Below are 20653 nucleotides of genomic sequence, written 5' to 3'. Positions count from 1 at the left end.
TATGGGGCGCAACCTATCTACACAGGCGAAGCGCAATGTGAACGCCACCAGCGCTGAAGAGACGCTGATCGAGCTCATCGAGATAACGCATCCAGGTTTGGCAATTCCGGCGCGTTTTGCGAACGACACCACAGAAATGGTGGTCGAGGGCAACGTGTACGCGGCCTGCCGATTCGATCTCTCCCTGCCGGATGACCAGGATGAGCAGGTGCCTGCAGCAAAGCTGTCGGTCGACAACATTGGTCGCGAGCTTACTCAGTGGCTCGAAGTTAGCCAGGGCGGGGCCGGAGTCAAATGTCGGCTAATCATGGTTCTTCGTTCAAACCCGTCCAACTTGGAATTTGATATGACGATGGATCTGACTGGCCTGTTTATCACCAACTTTCGGGTAAGCGGTGATCTTGGTTTTAAGAACACGCTTATGCAGTCAGCAGTGACGACGCGGTTTGACCCAACGACGACGCCCGGGATCTTCTGATGCACTGGTCTGACCAATATCTGAATCGGCCGTACGTGCCGAAAACAGGGGATTGTGGGGCGTTCGCCGCGCTGATCGCTCGTGAAGTCTTGGGGCTTCACCCTGATCTTCCGGGCACGCACGAAGAAACCCTGCGTGCGCAAGCTGCGCAGATCGCGCGGGTGAAGGCTGATTTCGCCCTGCGCATCGAAATGCCGCTGGAAGGGCACCCCGTTCTACTAGTTTCCCGTGGAGACCTTTTCCACATCGGTGTGATGTGTCGACTGGGTGGAGAGTGGTGGGTGATGCACGCTGACAAGACTTTCGGTGCTGTCATCCGGCAGCGCCTGCGCTCCATGACGATGGTTGACTACAAAGTTGAGGGGTTCTACCAGTGGAAATCGTAGAGAAAGCCGATCTGGAGCGTCCTGTGACCCCGTCTCTATTGGTGGTGCGCAATCCTTTCGTTGCTTCTGAAGGACGTGAAGCGTTCAACTCCGCATTCTTGCCCGGCGAAACCCTGGGGGCGTATTGCGAGAGGGTAGGAGTGACACTACCGTCGCGCGTTGTAAACGTTTGGCATAACGGATATCCAGTGCCTCTCGACCTCTGGAAGCGGCTGATCCCGCGAATTGGAGACCAGGTGGTTATTCGCACGAAGGGCGAGGGCGGTGGTGGTGGCGGCAAGGTGCTGCGTACTGTGGCGATGATCGCAGTTGTGGTGGTGTCCATCTTTGCGCCCTACTTGGCGCCCGCGGCATGGGGGGCCGGGTTTGGCACTATTGGCGGTGCGCTTATCTCTGCAGGTGTGATGCTCGGCGGCAGCCTGCTGGTAAATGCTCTGCTGCCTCCCCTTACGCCGACCGCTGCGAAACTCGGCACCGGCCAAAAGTACGAAAGCAGCCCCACGTATTCGATCCAAGGCGGACGCAACCGCGCTCGACCATGGGAGACCATGATCTTGGTGTTCGGACAACACAAGGTGGTTCCGGATTTGGCCGGCACGCCATACACGATGCTGCAGGGCCAGAACCAATTCCTCAATCAGACGTTTCATTTTGGTCTGCAAGGCGTGACGCTGAACATCGATGAAATCAAGATCGGCAATACGCCCATCTCGAACTATCAGGGTGTTCAGATACAGGTTTCTGGACTTGATGGGAAATTGTCCATGTTTCCTGGCAACGTGGACACCATCCAGGGGTTTCCGCTCAATTCGACTGATGGATGGCAGACTCGCACGACTGGCCAAGACGTGACAGGTATTACGGTTGAAGCGGCGTCGCGGTTGTTCCGCGTCAACGATGATGGGACCATCGCGGGGCGTTCTGTTGATATTCGAATTCAGTACCGGGCAGTCGGCACGAGTGCCTGGTCTGAGTTCGGGACCATCGGCGTCGTGTACGCGACTCACTACTGGGCGGCAATCGCCTTTCCAGATCAAATTCAGATCGAGTTTGGAAGCACGAACCCAAGTGAGCACACACCGAACGAGGTGTTTACCAGACTAGATCCCGCAACTGGTTTCGTTCGAACCGGCCAGTGGCAATGGCGCCCGCATCCAAACAGTCTAGGTCAGCCGTGGCAGGGAATAGCCCCCGATCCCCTACTGACCCCCAGCGCTCTGGGCGTACGAATTACCGGATGGCGTCAGGAGCCGACCCGCATTGGCGTTAGCTTTGGTGTGCCGGCGGGGCAATACGAAATTCGAGTCATGAAAGTCACACCAGACATCAATGACACCAGGGAATCAAACGAGACCGCTATCAGCCAGATTTTGGCCTTTCAGAACGACAGGGCGGATTACTCCGGTCAATGCCGGGTAGCAGTCCGAATCATGGCATCCGGCCAGTTAAATGGCGCGATTGACGAACTAAACGCCGTCGTGCGCGCTTGGTGCGTGGTGTGGAATGGAAGTGCATGGAACTACCAGCCGACATCGAACCCCGCCTGGTGGTTTCTGTGGTTTGCCCGCGGCAAGTTGGACAGTGCAGGGCATCGTATATACGGCGGTGGATTGAGTGACGCCCAGATTGATATCGAAGGGATCAAGTCCTGGGCTCTGTGGTGTGATCAGAAGAAGTTGACGTTCGACTACGTGCTTGATCAAAAAATGAGCGCAGCTGCTGTGCTTCAGATAATTGCACGAGCAGGCAGAGCTTCCATCACATACCAGACGGGGAAGCTTGGTGTTATGTGGGATGCCGAGAACGTGCCTGCCACTGCGATGTTCGGCCCGCTTAACGTACGCTCAGGCTCTTTTAAAGTGGCTTACGTCAACGAGGGTACGGTTGATGAGATCGTCGCGAACTTTATCAACAAAGATGCCGGCTGGGTCATGGATGAGGTTCGAGCGAAGGTGCCAGGAGCGATCGCGACGAACAATCCAATGCAACTCGACTTGGACGGTTGTGTGAGCCGGGATATGGCCGGCCGGGAAGCAAATCTTATTGCGGCAAGTCAAGTTTGGCGTCGAAGGAAAATCACCTGGGAAACCGATATCGAAGGTCTGGTTTGCACACGAGGCGACGTGGTGTCGTTTTCCCACGATCTGACCGTGTGGGGTTACTCGGGCCGAATGATGCCAGGCAGCGCCGGCGTCACGATCAAATTGCAGAACAGCGTACCGAGCAACGGGACAGGTGTCGCACTGCTGCGAGATCCTGACGGCAATATGAAGACGGTATCGGTATCGTCAGCCGTTGGCGACGTAAACGAGCTGTTGATCGTGACGGACCTGGATGGATTTCCAATGCCGGGGGATGCGGGTTACGAGAAGTGCTCACCGTTCGATTGGGCGTGGCAATTCGACCCGATAGCAACTCCTGGGCGCCGGTTTAAGGTGTCCGGCATCACCCCAGCGGGTGATGGATTGAGGTTTGAGGCGGTAGATGATGACCCGGAGTACTACGCGTGTGAAGCGAATCCGTATCTGTATACGCCGCCGCGCGATGGCGGGCTGCTTGTTGGCATGGTCTTCTCCCTTACCGCAGCGGAATCCATCGCCAACGTCAGCAGCGACCAGATCCGCGTCAGCCTATCGTGGGTGTTGTCTCGGGATATGCCGGCCCTAGTGACGATTTCCGTCAACGGAGCGCCTCGGATTTCACAGACCGTAGAGGGTCGTTCGATCGAGCTGATTGTTCAAACAGGAGATCAGATCGTTGCCAGGGTAACGCCGAAGGCGTCAACAGGGGGCGGAACGCCCAAGATCTTGACCTATCAGGTGGAGGGCCTGAGCGCGCCGCTCGCAGCGGTGGAGGGACTTACCACGGTGTTTCGAGACGGTCTAACCGTGCTGAGCTGGCGAATGGTCGTCGACGTGCGGGAACCGGCCTACGAGGTGCGTGTGGGCGAGAGCTGGGCGAACTCTCGCACGATTGGGACCACGGCCGCCTTGGAGATGCTGGCGGTGGGAAATGGCAGCTACTGGGTCGCGGCACGATTCAAGTTGTCGAATGGCACGGTCGTTTACGGGCCTGCGGCCGGCATTGTGATTGCTGGCGCGGTATTGGTCCGAAACGTACTGTTGGAGCAAAACGAAGCGCCGGATTGGACCGGTACTGTATCCGGTGGTGCGTTCGTGTATGCGAGCCAGCTGTCACTGGCTGCGCTGGGCGATCTATTGGCCAGCCCGGATCTGTTGGCCGAGCCGGACCTGCTCTGGATGGGGGGGGCGGCGTCGGATGGAATCTACACCAATGCCATCGGCGACCAGGTCGATATTGGGTATGTGTCGCCAGTTCGGATGGATTTCGATATTGAGTTTTCTGCCATCAGCCAGGACGACGATCTGCTTGCGATCGAGGATTGGCTATCGGCCGAGGATTTGCTCAACGGCTCGGCCAGGCAAGCCATAACGGTGCGGCCACAAATACGCCATGCCCAGGCGGCGGGAGAGTGGTCCGACTGGGTGGACTTTGTGCCCGGCTTGATCAACGCCAGATATTTCGATGTGCGCCTTTATCTGGCCACGTCGAACCCGCGAATCATTCCCTTCGTTTCGCGGTTCGTCTGGACTGTCGATGTGCCGGATCTTGTGCAGCGCGCGGAGGCGCTGGCGGTCGTGGCCGCCGGCATGCGAGTGACGTTCCCCAAGGAGTTCCATGCCAAGCCGAACTTGCAGGTAACGATCCTCGATAGTCAGAACGGCGACCGCGCTGTTGTGTCCGCCGCCACAGCTGACGAGGAAGGTTTCGATATTAGGATTTTTAACGGCTCCACGGCAGTGGAGCGCAAGATTAACTGGATTGCTCAAGGGTACTGATATGCAAGGGAAACCTCAGATATCGACAACGCCGCCTCAGCCGGGAGTGGCTGTGTTGCCGGCAATTAACGAAGCGCTGCAGACCATCGCCACGGACTTTTCCGGAGACATTGATCCGGCGGCGAGCGCATGGCCATTCAGCCGTTGGGCGGACACATCGACGATGCTGCTTAAGCGTCGGAACGCAGCCAATACCGCTTGGTTCGTGGTTGGCCCGCTTCTGCCCACTCGTCAATCTTCGCTGCTGCGCACCGTGGTATTGACCACAAGTGGCACGTGGACCCGCGGCGCAGGAACCGAATCAGTAGAAGTGGAAATCTGGGGCGGTGGAGGTTCGGGGATTGGCGGGACAAACGGCGGGGACTCCAGCTTTGTCGCCGGCGCCACCAGCTTGGTCGCGGGTGGTGGCAACTTCGGTGCCTCTACTGGCTCCATCGGGGCAACAACGGGACAAGGCGGGAACGCCACCGGTGGAGACGTTAATATAAAAGGTGGCCACGGTAGCGATTTTATTTCTGCAGCAACTGGGACGGAATACAGCGGGGCTGGTGGCAGCGCCCCTAGGGGCGGTGCGGGCAGTGCAAACAAAGACCTGTCGGCGCAAATTCCTGGTGGCGGCGGCGCTCGAACAATTGTTCCTGCAACAGTTCCCAACAGGTCCATTGGTGGAGGATCGGGCGGGTACGCATATAAATTCGTAGCCAGTGCCCCAGCTTCTGCTGCGGTCGTGATTGGGGCCGGCGGTGTAGGCGTTCCAGTTTCAGCCAGCGGCGCGCAAGGTCAATGCGTCGTCAAAGAATACGGGAGGATGTAATGCGGGTGCATATCGTTAGTGATGGAGTGGTGATCAACACGATTGAAGCTGATGACCTCAATTTCCCCGTGGGTGAAGGTCAGGTGGTCATCGACGGTGATGTGGGTGGGATCGGATGGGCGTGGGATGGTGAGAAGCTCGTGGCGCCCATGGCGCCTGAGCCCTTTCCCGTCCAGATGCGCAGTGTATTTAGCGTCCGCGAATTCCGACAGCGCTTTACCCTCGATGAGCAGATGGCGATTCGTGCGGCGAGCGGCACTGATATGCAGGTTGGTCTCGTCTATGACGAATTTCTTAGCGCGCAGTTTATCGACATAGAAGATCCTGCGGTCGCGACGGGCATTGATCTGTATATCAGCAAGGACTTGTTGGAGGCGAGTCGCCGGCAGGAGCTTTTGGCGCGAGAGCCTTTCGACGCAGCCTAACCACCCGCTTCGGCGGGCTTTTTTTCGTCTACACGTGGAGTACGGATTTATGGCAGAACCCACAAGCACGGGGGTCGTTGCGGCGGCGGCCGCAGGTGTAGCAATCGCCGGCTTGTTGCCGGGGATCGATGGAAACGCGCTCATCGGGGCATTCGCTGGCGCATCGCTCTTTGTGGTGTCGCGCAAGGAGGGCGGCTTGCTGTCGCGCGCCATCTACTGGGCGATTTCTTTTGTGATTGGCTACCTGGCGGCGCCCGATGTGGTGGCGCTGACGCCGATCAAGGAAACCGCCATTGCGGCGTTCGGTGCTGCAGCGCTGGTCGTGACCATCGCTTTAGCGGCAATCGAACGCATCAAGACGTTCGATTTTGCCGCAGTCTTCAAAAAAGGTGGCTGATATGCAACCTGCCGAAATGATCAGCATGGGCCACCAGCATCTGGTGGCCCTTTTGTTTGTGGTGGCGAATTTCGCGTCGGCGGTCCGGCTGCTGCTGTATCGCCGGAATGGTGCGCGGTTCCGGTTGGGTATGTCTTGGTTGGCCTACCTGCTCATCGTGGGCACTGGGGGCCAAGCCCTGGACGTTCTGGTGAGGCATGAGCCCGTGACGGTCTGGCAGGCAGTGGTGGCGGTGCTGATCGCCGTGCTGGTTTGTCGCGCCCAGGGGAATGTGGCGTGCATTGTGAGGATCAATTCATGACTCTGAAAGAGATTATTGCGGGGGGCATCAACCCCGCACTGGCGCTGCTACCGGCCAAAATGGACACGGCTTCTGCGCGGATCATGCTGCTGGCTATTGGATTGCAAGAAAGTCGATTTCTGCATCGTCGACAAGTAGGCGGCCCAGCGCGCGGTTTTTGGCAATTTGAGCAGAGCGGCGGCGTGCGCGGGGTGTTGACGCACTCAGCAAGCCGCGACTTTGCAAATGCAGTATGTGCTGCGCGTGGGGTTGAACCAGTCACCGCAGCTGTGTATCCGGCGCTTGAAACAGACGATGTGCTGGCTGCGGCATTCGCCCGCTTGCTGCTGTGGACGGATGCGGGACGCTTGCCGTCCGCGGGTGATGCGCAGGGCGCCTGGATTCTATACACGCGCACTTGGCGGCCTGGTAAGCCGCACCCGCAGACTTGGTCAGCCGTGTATGTGCAGGCAGTAGCCGAGGTGAATCCATGAGCGCGTTATCGACCGTGACCATCCTGGCTGGATGGAAGGGGTATGCGGCTGCGCTCGCAGTCGGCGCAGTAATAGCAGGGGGCGCAGCCTGGACGTTGCAGAGCTGGCGATATGGCGCAGAGATCGCCGGAATGAAGGCGGATCAGTCGGGCCGAGTCGCCGCCTCACAGCGTCAGGCCCGCGAGAGCCTTGAGCGGCACTTGGCCGAAGTTGGCCAAGTAAACGAACGGAATGCCAAGGCCGAGTGGGCCACCTACGGAGGGATGCGCAATGCGCAAGTACAAGACGATGGTCTGCGGGCTGATGTTGATGCTGTGCGCCAGCGGCTGCACGTCGCTGCCACCTGCACCGCCGCCAGCGGTCGAGTGCTTAAAGCCGGAGCCCCCGCCCGCGTGGGTGATGGAGCCCGCGCCGAACTTGATCCAGCTGCTCGATCAAATTATTTCGCCCTCCGAGGAGCCATCCAACGAGTGACAGCGCAGCTGGAGGCGTGTCAAGTTCGGATCAAATAGAGGGGCCTTTTCCAATTTGCGAAGGTGGAGAGGCTAGAGCCGCTATTTGATTATGGTGAGTTTCGGCCGCGCTGAACCGGGTGCCGTTCCAGACGCGGCGTCCGGGGGAGCGGCGGCCACTATGTTTGGCAGTGTGTCGATTCGACCCGTAAGCTTAAGACAGCCTCTGTGCATTTGCTGCACATCGCTTTGGGAGATTATAGCGTCGTCGATATCGTAATCAGCCTCTTCTCGTTGACGTTTGTAGTCTTGGAGGAGGTACGCAATTTTCTTATGCTCATCAGTCGGACCGTTCGCATAGCAGCCCATCACCTGGGCGTGCGTGCCACTCGCGTACTGCACATGTCCATTACCGATTTTTGGTCCAATCTTAGCTCGAGCGTGCAGCAGGGCGCCATAATAGCTGCGGCTAATGGCATTGCGGAGGTCGATCTCAGTTGCCGATTCACACAGAGGTGCGGCGAAGGAAAAAAAATCACTGGGTCTGACGGCCATTTTTGTCTATTGTCGCGAACGTAACGTACTGGGAAAGTGGATCATTAAAAGAGGTGACCATGGCGTCCGCTATGGCAAAGTCGATGTCTACCAGTTGATCGACCGTGGCTTCACATTGAAATCTTAGCGATAACGAATTGTCGCTGCCTCTGCAGGTGGCGGTACCTGCCGGACGTAGGCCGGCCGAGTATATGGTGTTGATCGCGACTTCCCAACGTTTGATGTACTCAGTGCGGTCCAACCCGCCAGATTCTGCGAGCTCTAGCCACGCGGAGGTAGTCGCAGTCATGTTTGCTCGGTCAGGGCTGTTTAGCCTTAACAGCTGTTCGCGAATTTCTTGCCCTCGGAAATAGTCCCCTATTAGCATGGACCAAGTGAAGATGAGGTTGAGCGAGCGGAGGTTGTCCGGCGCCATATGCCATAACTGTTCGATTCGACGCTGCCCGAGCAACCACTCACCATGCTTGACGTTAATCGATGTATGTTGCAGCAAGTACTGAATGTCGTGTGTGTTTTCGAAAAGGCAAGTGTAGAGCTCGTTCACCCGCTCGTCGTCCCTGCGCGCAGCAGCCACAAGCGCTAGTACGTGCAGGCACCCATTGCGCACCTCGGGCGTGCCAGATTTTTCAAGTAATGCCCCAGCCTCAGCCTCAAGGTTTGCAAGGATCTCTTGATTCGGTTGTTCCGAAATCACCTGGGCATATGCCTGCTGGCCCCATTCGGTCGATTTCAACTGTGTCGGAGGTAGGGGGGGGAAACCCTGGGAAAGTCAGCCATGGGGAAATCTGGGATTCTCTGTCGAGAGGTGCGGGGACAATTTACATCCCGGTAAGAATGGAGAGTGTACCGGCTTTTTTACCGATCAATAGCCGATTCGATCGACCCTGGGACGCGGTTTCGGAGAGGATTGCAGCACTAGACCCACTGCAGCCACCACACCTGGGAATAGTGCCGGCTGTTGAACTTTTCGGCGCAGGCCACTGCGTGATCGGCCAGTCTAGTCGAAGGTCGCAACTCTGGATCGCCCTCAGATCTCCCTCGTCATTGTTATCTGTTACATTCCTTCGATAAATTATCCGGCCGCCACCCTCGAGAGGAAAATAGATGACGCAGTTTGTGTATGTGGCCGAACATGAGTTTTTCTACAGCACCAAGACACCCGTTCCTATCGCCGAAGTTATTGAGGGTTTGCAAGGCTTAGAACGTTTGCTTCGTAGTTTGCCTCGGGCGATTGAAAAAGCATCTGGCGTATCCATCTTGGATTCGGAGATCTATGTAGAGGAGATCAAGAGCGGCAGCTTGATTGAAAAGGTCGCCGTCAAACTGTTCTTCAACACCGAACAAGAGTTTGAGGATTTTCTTTCTAAAGTGAAGACCAAACTGGATGGTAGTCCAATGATCAAGGGCACACTTATCACTGCGCTTATCGCCGGACTGGTGGGCTACGGGATCTATCTCGCGGCAAAGACGGCACCTGCGCCGACGCCAAACATTACTGCGAACAATAACGTCATCATCAACATCGGTGCAGGGGAAGTGGGGATGACCCCGGATGCCTTCAGAGCTATTGTTGAAACAGCTGTTATTGACAAGAAGGATTTCGCCCGCGCCGCTGTAAAGTTGATGAAGCCAGCTAGGGGTGACACGGATGCTTCGATTGTGCTTGATGGACGACAGGACATTGCGATCGAGCCGGCGGCAATTGTCGAGACTCCTTTGATAGTAAATATCGAGCCTCAGAAGCGTGTGGATGAGCTGCAAAATGCCGTCCTGCTACTTCGTGCGGGCGATATGGATCGAAAGAATGCTGGTTGGGCTGGAGCAGTCGAGGGCAAAACCGAGCGGTTGCCGATACAACTTGACCCGACTGTAGATCCTGCGCATCTATTTGGAAGATCCAAGGTGATTGCTGATATAGCTTTGGTATTTCATCAGGACAATAGGTCCGGCAACATGGTCGCAAAGTCCATCTTTGTGCGGCACGTTCATTGACGATCGCGAATAGAACATGCGTGGTTAGCGCGGCCACATATCGCACTCGCCGATCGCGGTGTTCTTCTCGCGCCTGCCGAACTTCTTGAGCAGATGTCCGGCGTCCTTCAGGGTCTAATAATGGCTGCACATAGCGCCCTCCCGCGCGAAGGGCCAGTACATGATCAGTCGGTCGTCGGCGGTCGATTGCCAATCAGCTCCAGCAACACAATTTCGGCAAGGTACACGCGGACCATTGCTAAGCATAGCCTCCTGCCATTCCACTGGGAGAGCTTTGAACTGCTCAAGAGGAAAGTTGGAGAGCGGCAAGTAGTCCATGCTCGCAATCTAGCTGGCCGGCGAGCTGGTAGGCAATGCTGCACCCCGTAATCTCAGACGAAGGGAAGAAGGTTCTCCTAGGATGAGTCATAGTACGGTGATGAGATTGGTCTGCAATTCAGGCGTGGGTGCCCCTCGCGTGATTGACCCTGACTCGAGGCGCCGTATCGAGCAGATGGAACTTGAGCGGGAGCGCTCCTTGATCGACGACGCTGGACGGTGGCGCCAGGCAGATGAGCTCAGGCAGTACATTGAAGCCGTCGAGTGTAGGGCGAGAGAGGGCGGGGGGCTGGTTGCCGTCGAGCCTTGGTTGCTATGGGCACGGTCTGTTCTGGTGCGGCTTGATCCTATCTCTCAGTTGTTTGTTGAGTTACGGAGAAATGAGCGGAATTTGGGCTCGGAGGAACCTGGTCGAGATTGACGTAATCTTGACGTAAACCAGTCGAATTTCTGATGAAAAGGTACTAGATCACCTTCAGGTTGGGGGATGGCTATCGCCGCAACTCATTGATTTTTAAGTGATCTTTATTTATGCCTATTTCTAAAACGCCCGACTCATAATCCGTTGGTGCCGAGTTCGACTCTCGGGTGGGCCTACCAAAGAAATCAAGGGGTTACGCCAATTTGGCGTAACCCCTTGTACTTTCTGGTGCGTACACAGTGCGTACTGTTGTGCCGAATCCAAGTTCGTACACTTTGCTTCTGTACAGTCTGCTCAACCCACCCTCGCAATAGCGGCCAGTAGTTCCCAGGCGCCGCCCAATTTTTCGCGAGCGGCTCGGTCTTGGGCCTCTTCCTCGGTCTACGACATTGGGTCTATGAAACCGTAACCTGACACTATCGATCCTATCTAGGCTTCAGAAAACTCTGGCCGCGATCAACGCGCAGACCCTATCTGCAGCAGAGTGAATTGGCGCTGCATATAGCGGTTCATAACCTGAGACAGAATCGGGTTTCCGGCATTCTCTGCTTTGGGCGATATCAGGGTGACGACTGCGGCGCACAGCTTGCCAGCCTCAACCGTGCGCCCGGAGACTTTGGCCTCGACCGCACTGGCCATGCTTTCCTTCCAGGCAGCGCCGATGCCGTCCACCGCTTGTTTGGCGGTGTCGCAATCCGCGTACGACAGCGACACGACAAGCGCAGGCGCGTTGTCGATCTGGGCGTCAGCAATGATCCCCGAGAAATAAGCAGGGATTCCGCGACTGTTCGCTTCGACAGCAGCTTTCATATTCCGCTTCGCGCTCTCGATATCTCCGCCCGAAGAATGCAGCACCTTCGCCGGATCAACAGCGGTAAGGCCCATGACAGGGGATATGACTGCGGCCTGCACGATCTGGCCTCGGTCCGAAGGCACGGCTGCCCTCAAACCGGCCACCGAAGCGGCCACGACTTCACTGTCCGCAACCGATGGAGTGGGCTGCGCCAATGTTTTCATTCCCGCTGCCGATGACGCCTGGATTAACGCCGTATCGAGTGGCAGGACAAAACTGGACTTTCCCATCATCCCTCGCCACGGATCTTTCGCGTTGGCTTTTTTCATATCCATCTGGCCGTCAGCGCCATTGGCGATAAGGCCCGGCGCGCCACCGTCGACCGTAGCGAAATCGCTCTGCTTCAGGCTGGTAATCAATTTCCCGACAGCTTGCTTGTCCTTCAGCCCCCAATAGCTGATATTGAAGGGCGCTTGGCCAAACCCTGCGAAATAGGAAACATCATCGAAGGAGACCTTCGCGTTCAGCGACCACTGGTCCAGACCGTATCCGATGGATTCGATCGGGCGGATCATCTGAGCGAATGCCAGTCTGCGCATGCCATCAGCTGACGGTCCGATTTTTTCCAGCCCCCGCCAGGCTTGCACGTCCATAAAGACAACCTGCATTGCTTCCGGATTGGAAAGCACCACCTGCGGTATCTGCTTCAAGGCCTGTTGCAACGATTGGGTGCCGTCTTGTGCAGCGGCCGAACTACCAAAGCCCGCCAACAAGCAGAGTGCAAGAACCTTTAAGCGCATCAAATCTCTCCATTTTCTTGATTCGTTCGACGTATGTGCGATGCCTGTTTGGCAAGTCGGCCAAGAAACGCGCTGTCATTGTGACGTGCAGAAGCGCTTTTCAAGAATTGCCTTGGCCGTTCGAGGTGAGTCGTCGTCGGGTTTGGAAGACGAACCTAGATCGCATAGAGATAGTATCTCAAGGGTAGATGGTCGATTTCGAGGTGCTCAATTCTGCAGACAAGCGATCCGTGAGTCCGCCGCGATGGTTCAGGAGAATTAGATGATCGGCTGGTTAAACCGTGTTGATATGCCTAGAGCGCATTCTTAGAGAGGCCAGCATTTTTTATTAATTCAAATGCCACCGACGTGAGGCCGTTTCCGATGTCTGACAGATGATTTGCCGCGTAGGCGTGGGGTGGTCTTTAAGAAAAGCGTCGAGATGCTGGCGTTGCGTTGTGTTCAGGGTGTTATCCGGTGTTCGGAGGGATTTCAACCAGTCAGCCGTATCCGCGCCATCACCTCTGTAAACCGCGTTAAGCAGTGTCTATTTCCGCAAGCGCGTTTGATTCATCGGGCGGGCGGGAGGCTATAGATTTAAGTCGTATCGAGCGAAGAACATTCCACCCCCGTTTAAATGAAATTATTTCATCGTGAGAATTGCTGAACATTTAAGGTTGTTTCTCCTTGTAATATTCCGCCTGAAGTTCTTTCAATCTCCTTTCATTCGGGGGGTGGCATGGCGGTTTGCGAGGATTGCGAAGCGATCGTTCTGGATCGGCGGGGGGAGTCGGGCCACGATGGTTTGATCAAGCTGGGAGAAGTGCGCGCCCATGCTCTCGCCAAGCGCGGCGTGCGTCACGAAGCGTTTACTTGCGGCGTGTGCGGTACGGATTGGGATTATCTGCACGATAAAACCAATCCTGCGTCTGGGTGGAGCCGCGCCTAGGCATCCTCCACGTACAACTGGCGCCAAGCGCCGGGCACTTGGAGCCACGAGCATACCGGCGCGCGCGCACCTTGCCGTAAGCGCTGCGGTCATTGGGGTGAGAGCTGTACTGTCAGCGGTCCGTTGGCATTGGCGCAGTACGATTTACGCCATGGCCAAACCCTCATCACAACAGGCTTTACTTTGGGTTGTCGCAGCCTGCTTTTTCATGCAGACGCTGGACACGACAATCGTCAACACGGCGCTGCCGGCGATAGCCCGTAGCTTGGGCGAGGATGCGCTGGCGCTTAAGCCTGTGGTGGTGGCATACACCTTGACCATGGCGATGCTGACGCCCGCGTCGGGGTGGCTTGCTGACCGTTACGGCACCCGGCGAGTTTATCTGGCGGCAATTTTGATATTTGCCGTCGGCTCGGTTTTCTGCGCCTCTGCGCAGACCTTGACTCAGCTGACCATTGCGCGAGTCGTGCAGGGGGTGGGCGGGTCGATGCTGTTGCCTATTGGCCGGCTTGCTGTCTTGCGCACGGTGCCAGGTGATCAATACATATCAGCGTTGGCGTTTGTGTCCATAGCGGGGCAAGTGGGTCCCATTTTTGGACCCACGCTAGGCGGGTTGCTCGTGCAGGTGGCCAGCTGGCACTGGATCTTTATGATCAACGTGCCTATTGGCATCGCAGGCTTGTTTGCAGTCCGGCGCTTTTTGCCAGAAGACGCATTGACAGATGTGGCGCCGTTTGATGTGCTGGGCTGCGCGTTGCTGTCCCTGTGCATGGTGTCTTTTTCGTTGGGGTTGGACCTGCCTGCCGGCCACAACCGCATTGCGTTGTCTGCAAGCCTGTTCGCGGTAAGTGCGCTAACGGTATTGCTCTACGTGCTTCATGCGCGCAAGCGTCAGAATCCCTTGTTTGAGCTTCGCCTGTTCGGCGAACCTAATTTCAGTGTGGGCCTGATCGGTAATCTGGTCTGCCGCATTGGCAGCAGTGCCGTGCCTTTTTTACTGCCCTTGTTGTTGCAATTGCAGTTGGGCTACAGCCCCTTGCAATCGGGTTTGATGATGTTGCCAGCCGCGATTGCCGGCACCATCTCCAAACCTTGGATTGCACCGCTGGTCCGACGCTTTGGGTACGACCATTTCCTGTTAGTAAACACCTTGCTGGTGGGAGCGTCGATAGTCTCGTTCGCTGCCATTTCACCTGGGTGGCCATTGGGCTTGCAAGTGATTCAGCTGGCCCTGTTCGGCGCAACCAACTCCATGCAATTCGCCGCTATGAATAGCGTGACATTGAAGGGCTTGAGTAAGCGGGATGCAGCGAGCGGGAATAGCTTGTTTTCAATGATTCAGATGCTGGCAATCGGGCTGGGCGTGACGATAGGAGGGGGTTTGGTCGGCATGTTCTCGGGCGAGAGTAATGCAACGCTTGGCCGGGCCTTCACGCTAAGTTTTGTTTGCGTGGGCGTGATCACGTTGATCTCGGCGTCGGTGTTCCGGCGCCTGGATATGACGCAGTTAGGACGTCCTGCGGTAAAGCGCCGCGCTGCGGGGTAGTCGCCTGGGGGCGGGGCTGGTCGATAGGTAGGCGCCACGGCCGCAATTGAACTGCCGGAAATGGAAGAGCGCCCCAGCTCTAGATGAGTCTGAGGCGCTCCTGCCCGGCGTCGCACGCGATGGGTGTCAGACCGCCCGGCAACTCAAATCTACTGCTGCCGAAAGCACGCGGCAATAGGGAAAACCCTGAAATATTAATGAGTTACAAGGCCGCGCACCGGTAGAGCGCGGCCTTTCTGTTTGAATTTATGTTGCGGTTTTTGCGCCGTCTACACGCATGCGACGTTTTTGCCCGCCTCGGCTTCTGCGAATTGTGGCGGTGGTCTTCCCGGCCGACACTCGATCCCACATTCAAAGCACTGGAGAGCAGACATGTGGGGTATTCGTAAGCGTCAATTGGGTCAAGGGATGACTGAGTACATTGTCGTGGTGGCGTTGGTGGCCGTTGCGGCGATCGCCGTTTACCAATATTTCGGGCAAGTTGTGCGCGCTCAAACCGCGGCGATGGCGCGCGAATTGGCTGGTGAAGATGGCGGCACACAAACCAGAGCTGCCCAGCAAGCTGCGCAAAAGGCTGCAGCGCAAACCAAGGCGCGCACGCTTAAGTCTTTCACGGGTAACGCCGGGGATGCCAAGTAATGGCGAATTTTCCGACGCTTCCGGGGCTGCAGCAGGGTCAGGCGCTTGTGTTGGGCATGCTGTTGCTTGGTGTCGCGGCGGCGTCTCTGGTGGTTCTGTACAACTTGGGGCAAACGGCGGAAGGGCGATTGCGCTTAACGCATGCCGCGGATGCCGCGGCGTATAGCGGGGCATTGGAGCAAGCCCGCGTGCTGAATTCCATTGCCTATATCAATCGAACACAAATCGCCCATCAGGTGGCGATGGCGCACTTGGTGACACTTGGGGCGTCCGCTCAGTATGGCCGCAACCTGCAGCGGCAGCGCAATCGTCGCAATCCACCAGTCAGTTTGATTGGCATGCTTTTCGGTCCCGACATGGGGCTGGCATATCGCGCCGGGCAAGCGGTGCCGGATGCCGAAGCGCGTCTGGCCCGGGCGTTCGAGCAGCATGACCGGGTGGTGCATCAAGTGCTTGACGCCGCTGCCGCATCTTCCATGACCGGCCTGGCGGCATCGCGCGATCGCATGATGCAGAAAGTGCTTGAGGCCAACTATTCGGACGGCAATGGCGCGCAGGGTTTGGCCTCGCGCAGCATTACGTTGAGCTTGTTGGCAGACACATGGCCGGGGTACGTAGAGCGGAACGCCTCTGCACGCAAGGCTGGTCTGCGGCCCGCCGTGGAGCAGGCTGTAGAGCGTTACGGATTTCTAAAAAAACGCAATGAAATACGGCGTAATCCATGGCCAGTCAGCAGCCGCTGTCCGCTAAACCGGCATGAGCTGCGGCGGCGCGGCTCAACTTGGCTCGGGCCTGACGGCCGCTGGGGTGCGCTGGACACGCAGTCATTTCATGCCCTGCGATCCAATCGATGGATCGGCTGCTACTACCGGGAGTACGCCATGGGGTGGGGCACCGCGCAAGGCGAAAAGGTCAAGGCGCCGCCTGGCGTCGAGTATGTCGATGAGCCGCCTCTCGATTTTTCTGAAGAAGACTTCTGGCGATGGGTGGAGCAGTCCACCTCGTGGAATATCGTCGACGGGATCAACAATCCCATGGCCAATTCCTACGCCATGGCTTCAGCGCAGCGATGGCCCGGCAAAGGTTTGCCTGCGTATCGCGAGGTAGCGTTGTCGCGAGTGGCTGAACCGCTGCGTTTTGCCGTCGCCGTGCGATTGGCAGGCAACGCCTTGAAAACCACGGATGCAGACAGTGCGCTATCAGCGCCCGCCGGTATTTTTAGCTATGCGGGCGTGGGGCGGGCGGGAGCTGTCACAGTGACCAGCGCTGCGGAGACCTATTTTCAGCGGCCCGAACGCCGAGCCGACGGCTTGAATGAACTAGCCACGCTTTTTCGTCCCTATTGGCAGGCACGTCTGACCGCCGTTACCACTCACGAAGCCTTGTTGGCAAAGGGGGAGCCATGACTCGGCTGCGTGTGTTGCCAGGGCCGGATTTCGCCCGGCAACAAGGCCAGGCGCTGGTGGAAGCACTGCTGATGCTGCCGCTTATGGCCATGCTGATATGGGCCGTTGCGTGGTTGGGCGATTTGCAATGGTCCGCGCAACGGGTGGCGCAACTTAGCCGAAAGGCAGCAATGTCGAGCGCACTTGGGCAGCCTGTGAATCAAGTGCGCGCGGCAGGTCCAGTGGACTTGCGGGGTAGCTCCACCGCCCTTGCGGGTGTGGCGCCACGATCCGTTGCGACGTTGCAAGATGAGTGGTTTGGAACGGGATTGCAAATGCTGTCGGTGCAAGCGCAGATGTCTGTGCAGACATCGGGGCAGATGCGTGTGCAATCACTGTCACAACTTCGGGTAGAGCCACAAACGCAGACCATTGGACTGGGCCGCGGCATCTTGCCTGCGCCGTTGATCCGCCGCTATACGCGAGTGGCCATCGGTGCAGGACATGCGCAGGGGGATGCTGATATGCAGCGCCGCATCGCCAATGCACCCACCGCGTGGCGACAGGCGCAGCGCACGTCGGCGGCAGAGGCGCGCCGAGTGGGGGCGGCAGCGAGACGGATGGATGGCCCTTGGGGGCGGCCCGAACTGTCGCTGGATTGGGTGGCTGCATGGGACGACGTGGTTCCCGCGGACCGGCTGGGCAAACGTGGAGGCATCGTGAGATGAGCGCAGCATCATTCTTTTCTTCTGCGCGGGTTGTGAGCCAGCGCGCGGGCTCGCATGTTGCCGGCGCATTGCGCTGTCTCTTGCTGGGAACCCTTCTGGTTCTGTTTCCGGCGAGCGTGCCGATGGCATATTCCGCAGCGTATTCAGGCACACGTATGCCGGGTGCGGCGTCGTTGAGCGGCTTGCGGTTTCCTGCGGGATCGACGCATGTGTTTCTGGCCGAACGCATGTGGTTGTACGGTATGCCGGCTCAGGTGCTGGTGTTCGATGTGCCGATGGGCGTCCGGGATCTGGCCCGCTCGCTTTCTGAACAGCAGCCTGCGTTGGCTGACTTGAACGTGTTGCCGGGGCAGATCCTGTTGTCTGGCAGCGTTGGTGATGAGCAGTGGGTGGCCCAAATGGAAAGTGTGGGTACGGCACGGACTGTGGGGCGCATTTCGTCACTGGTAGCTGGATCACCTCGCAGCTCACCGGCACCCGTGTGGTTGCCAGAGGGTGGACGGCTACGACTGGACACGGTGGTGATGGACGCTGGGGCTACGGTGTCGGAACGCATCTGGCAGCATCCTTTGCCTGCTGCGCAGATGGCGCCGTTGCTGGAAGCGCGTTTGCTGCGCGACGGATGGCAGCGCCAATCCGCAACGGACGCCGCTCAAGTATGGGGGCAAGGAAGTCAGCGCGTGCAGGTGTCGGTGACACCGTTGGATGAGGGCAGTGCACTCACCGTCAGAGGCTGGATTCTATGAAATTTCTATTGCTTCACGCTGTGCAGCGTCTGCGACGCACAGGTGTATATGCATTGGCCTTGATTGCGGGATTGCTGTCTGCATGGGCGGTGCACGAGCACGTGCAACAACGCGTCGACGCGCTTGAGGCCGAGGCGCGCACGCCGGTTGTGGAGCGTTTGGTCGCTGCCTACGATCTGCCCGCCGGCACGCAACTGGAACCGGTGCATTTGGCCGTGCGCGAAATTCCTGCGCAGTGGGCGTCCCGTGACAGTCTTGATCCACTCATTCTAGACAGCATGCTTGGCGCGACGCTGATATCAGATTTAGCGATGGGTGAGCCGCTGCTCAACGCCTATCTGACACACAACCCGCCGGCTCCAGCCTTGGCGTCCCGGCTTCGTTCCGGTCAACGAGCGTTAACCGTCGCAGCGGCGGACCTGGGCGGCTTGGCGAGCATGCTGCGCGCGGGCGACGCGATCGATATCTATGTGACGTTCTTGCATCGTCAACGGGAGTTGACCGTACCGCTGCTGCAAGGAATGAAGGTGCTCACTGTGGGTAGCGACACGGATGGCGACGCGGGTGGCGCCGGCAATATCACGCTGGCCGCAGAGCCTGACGAGGCAATGCGATTCGTCGCTGCGCGGCAGGCTGGCACGTTGACGGCCATGTTGCGTCACCGGGACGACGCCGTTGCCGTTGCCGCATCGGCGCAGACGGATCTTGCTTCGCTGATCGGGCTGGACACGGCGACGCAATCTACACCGGGTGTCTCCATTCTTTACGGAGACCAGCTGGATGTTCATTCGACCAAGGCAATGCCGGAAGTTTCCTTGGGCGGCCCTGTTCGCTCTGACATGGGGCAGCCATGACACGCGCGGCTGCAATTCTCGCCGTATTCGTGCTGTCTTCGCTGTGTTTTTCAGCCTGGGCCGTGCCGGAAGCACTAGAGCTGCAAGTAGGTGAAACGCGTGTGTTGGCGCACCCCGGCGTGAAACGGGTAGCGATCGGCAACGGCCAAGTGCTCAGCGCCATCGAAGCCGAAGGCCGCGAAGTCGTGATTTTTGCGCGCGCCGAAGGCGTCTCGTCGGTTCATGTCTGGACGGCAGCGGCGCGGCCTAAAGCTTATGAACTGAGGGTGGTTCCAGCGGGTGCGCCTCGGTTGCGCGCCGAGGTCGAAGCATTGCTGGCCCGCATTCCTGGCGCGCGCAGCTCGAATGTAGGGGGGCGCATTGTGATCGAGGGCGATGATCTATCCGACGATGATCGTGCGCGCATTGCCGCCTTGGCCGAGCGCTATCCCGCTCTATTGGATTTCACCGGACAGGTGGGATGGGACAGGATGGTGCTGTTAGATGTGCAGGTAGTCGAGATCCCAATATCAAGAATGCGTGAGTTCGGCCTGCGCTGGGATGGCGTGACGCAAGGCGGTGTGAATGCGGGTCTGGCGTGGGATGGGGGCTCTCGCGGGCGCATAAGCCGGCCCGGCGAGTCCGTGATCGAGACAACGGGGTCGGTGTCTGCGGCAGCGGGTTATTTCGGCGTGAATGCGCTGCTGTCTGCTCGTATCGCCGCCCTGGCGCAAAGTGGCGAGGCCGTCATGTTGGCACAGCCGCAATTGCTGGCGCGCAGCGGAGCCAGTGCAACCTTTCTTGCCGGGGGAGAAGTGCCCTACGCCACGACTGATTCTCGCGGCAATCCCACGACCATGTTCAAGCCTTACGGCGTATCCCTAAGCATCACACCCCGGATCGACCGCAATGGCGTCATTCGCTCGTTGATCGAGGTCGAGGCCAGTTCGATAGATACGTCGCTAAGCGTGGCGGGTGGCCCGGCGCTGCGGACGCGGCGCGCATCCACTGAATTTAATGTGCGTTCGGGTAATACGCTGGTCATTGGCGGCTTTCTGTCCCGGGAGCAGGGGCACGAAGTCAGCGGCTTGCCCTGGCTGCAGAACATTCCCATTCTGGGCGCCTTGTTTTCATCGCGCCGCTATCAGCAGCGCGAAACCGAGCTGGCAATTTTTGTGACACCCAAAGTTGTGTCGCAAAGCGAGCCCGCGATGATGGACAGGGTGTTGCGCGGCCGCCAGGTATTGGAATCCGCCTTTCCTGAGGCGCCTCGCATGGGAACGGCGGCGCCCAATGCCGCCCTGGGTTGGAACCCCTATTCGGGAGCGGGTTCGCAATGGAGCGTTGAAGAAAGCACATCGGGGGGGACTCGTGGGCAGTGAA

The 20653-nt window shown here is 58.1% G+C and carries 19 protein-coding genes; 17 read left to right on the top strand and 2 right to left on the bottom strand.

Going from position 1 to position 20653, the window contains the following annotated elements:
- Positions 1–37: 37 nt before the first annotated feature.
- From RAS12_RS11860 to RAS12_RS11820, 9 genes are all read left to right on the top strand, one after another.
- Entirely contained in the window at positions 38–478 is a 441-nt protein-coding gene (locus tag RAS12_RS11860; protein WP_306948624.1) for a DUF1833 family protein, read from the top strand.
- On the top strand, positions 478–864 hold the full coding sequence (locus tag RAS12_RS11855; RefSeq protein WP_306948623.1) for a hypothetical protein: 387 nt from the start codon (positions 478–480) through the stop codon (positions 862–864). The genes RAS12_RS11860 and RAS12_RS11855 overlap by 1 nt, the downstream gene beginning before the upstream one ends.
- Complete coding sequence (locus RAS12_RS11850; RefSeq protein ID WP_306948621.1) at positions 852–4724, top strand: host specificity factor TipJ family phage tail protein; 3873 nt, start codon at positions 852–854, stop codon at positions 4722–4724. Before RAS12_RS11855 ends, RAS12_RS11850 begins: the two co-directional genes overlap by 13 nt.
- Position 4725: 1 nt before the next feature.
- Positions 4726–5538, top strand: coding sequence for a hypothetical protein (locus RAS12_RS11845; protein WP_306948619.1), 813 nt, complete (start codon positions 4726–4728; stop codon positions 5536–5538).
- Positions 5538–5963 (top strand): hypothetical protein, encoded by a 426-nt coding sequence (locus RAS12_RS11840; RefSeq protein ID WP_306948617.1) that lies wholly within the window; start codon positions 5538–5540, stop codon positions 5961–5963. Before RAS12_RS11845 ends, RAS12_RS11840 begins: the two co-directional genes overlap by 1 nt.
- 49 nt (positions 5964–6012) lie before the next feature.
- Positions 6013–6360, top strand: a complete 348-nt coding sequence (locus RAS12_RS11835) for a putative holin (protein ID WP_306948615.1) — start codon at positions 6013–6015, stop codon at positions 6358–6360.
- A gap of 1 nt (position 6361) precedes the next feature.
- Positions 6362–6661 carry a phage holin family protein gene (locus tag RAS12_RS11830; protein ID WP_306948612.1) on the top strand — a complete coding sequence of 100 codons (300 nt, stop codon included), beginning with the start codon at positions 6362–6364 and terminating at the stop codon, positions 6659–6661.
- The gene (locus tag RAS12_RS11825; RefSeq protein WP_306948610.1) at positions 6658–7134 is read left to right on the top strand and encodes a hypothetical protein; all 477 of its coding nucleotides are present in this window, start codon (positions 6658–6660) and stop codon (positions 7132–7134) included. Before RAS12_RS11830 ends, RAS12_RS11825 begins: the two co-directional genes overlap by 4 nt.
- A 270-nt stretch (positions 7135–7404) precedes the next feature.
- Positions 7405–7608: an Rz1 family lipoprotein gene (locus RAS12_RS11820; RefSeq protein ID WP_306948609.1), complete on the top strand. Its 204-nt coding sequence runs from the start codon at positions 7405–7407 to the stop codon at positions 7606–7608.
- Positions 7609–8121: 513 nt separating this feature from the next.
- Here RAS12_RS11820 and RAS12_RS11815 read toward each other — a convergent pair.
- Entirely contained in the window at positions 8122–8874 is a 753-nt protein-coding gene (locus tag RAS12_RS11815) for a hypothetical protein (protein WP_306948606.1), read from the bottom strand.
- Positions 8875–9245: 371 nt separating this feature from the next.
- On the opposite strand from RAS12_RS11815, the gene RAS12_RS11810 reads away from it, so the two are divergent.
- On the top strand, positions 9246–10133 hold the full coding sequence (locus tag RAS12_RS11810) for a hypothetical protein (RefSeq protein ID WP_306948604.1): 888 nt from the start codon (positions 9246–9248) through the stop codon (positions 10131–10133).
- Positions 10134–11328: 1195 nt separating this feature from the next.
- On the opposite strand, the gene RAS12_RS11805 is transcribed toward RAS12_RS11810, so the two are convergent.
- A complete protein-coding gene (locus RAS12_RS11805; RefSeq protein WP_306948603.1) occupies positions 11329–12465 on the bottom strand; it encodes a hypothetical protein in 1137 nt (378 codons plus the stop codon).
- A 1079-nt stretch (positions 12466–13544) separates the two neighbouring features.
- Here RAS12_RS11805 and mdtD point away from each other — a divergent pair.
- The 7 genes from mdtD (at position 13545) to RAS12_RS11770 (ending at position 20652) form a co-directional block, all read left to right on the top strand.
- Positions 13545–14939 carry a multidrug transporter subunit MdtD gene (mdtD, locus tag RAS12_RS11800; RefSeq protein WP_306948601.1) on the top strand — a complete coding sequence of 465 codons (1395 nt, stop codon included), beginning with the start codon at positions 13545–13547 and terminating at the stop codon, positions 14937–14939.
- A gap of 372 nt (positions 14940–15311) precedes the next feature.
- A complete protein-coding gene (locus RAS12_RS11795; RefSeq protein ID WP_306948598.1) occupies positions 15312–15578 on the top strand; it encodes a hypothetical protein in 267 nt (88 codons plus the stop codon).
- Positions 15578–16984 carry a hypothetical protein gene (locus tag RAS12_RS11790; RefSeq protein ID WP_306948597.1) on the top strand — a complete coding sequence of 469 codons (1407 nt, stop codon included), beginning with the start codon at positions 15578–15580 and terminating at the stop codon, positions 16982–16984. Before RAS12_RS11795 ends, RAS12_RS11790 begins: the two co-directional genes overlap by 1 nt.
- A complete protein-coding gene (locus RAS12_RS11785) occupies positions 16981–17691 on the top strand; it encodes a TadE/TadG family type IV pilus assembly protein (RefSeq protein WP_306948595.1) in 711 nt (236 codons plus the stop codon). The genes RAS12_RS11790 and RAS12_RS11785 overlap by 4 nt, the downstream gene beginning before the upstream one ends.
- A gap of 122 nt (positions 17692–17813) precedes the next feature.
- Positions 17814–18437, top strand: coding sequence for a hypothetical protein (locus tag RAS12_RS11780; protein ID WP_306948593.1), 624 nt, complete (start codon positions 17814–17816; stop codon positions 18435–18437).
- A complete protein-coding gene (gene cpaB, locus RAS12_RS11775) occupies positions 18434–19291 on the top strand; it encodes a Flp pilus assembly protein CpaB (RefSeq protein WP_306948591.1) in 858 nt (285 codons plus the stop codon). Before RAS12_RS11780 ends, cpaB begins: the two co-directional genes overlap by 4 nt.
- Positions 19288–20652, top strand: a complete 1365-nt coding sequence (locus RAS12_RS11770; protein ID WP_306948590.1) for a type II and III secretion system protein family protein — start codon at positions 19288–19290, stop codon at positions 20650–20652. The genes cpaB and RAS12_RS11770 overlap by 4 nt, the downstream gene beginning before the upstream one ends.
- The last annotated feature ends 1 nt before the right edge of the window (position 20653 follow it).

Origin of the sequence: Achromobacter seleniivolatilans (genome assembly GCF_030864005.1) — a bacterium.
Lineage (GTDB): Bacteria > Pseudomonadota > Gammaproteobacteria > Burkholderiales > Burkholderiaceae_B > Achromobacter > Achromobacter seleniivolatilans.
The sequence above is the reverse complement of the archived record's forward strand: the minus strand, read 5'-3'. Positions and strand labels throughout refer to the sequence as shown.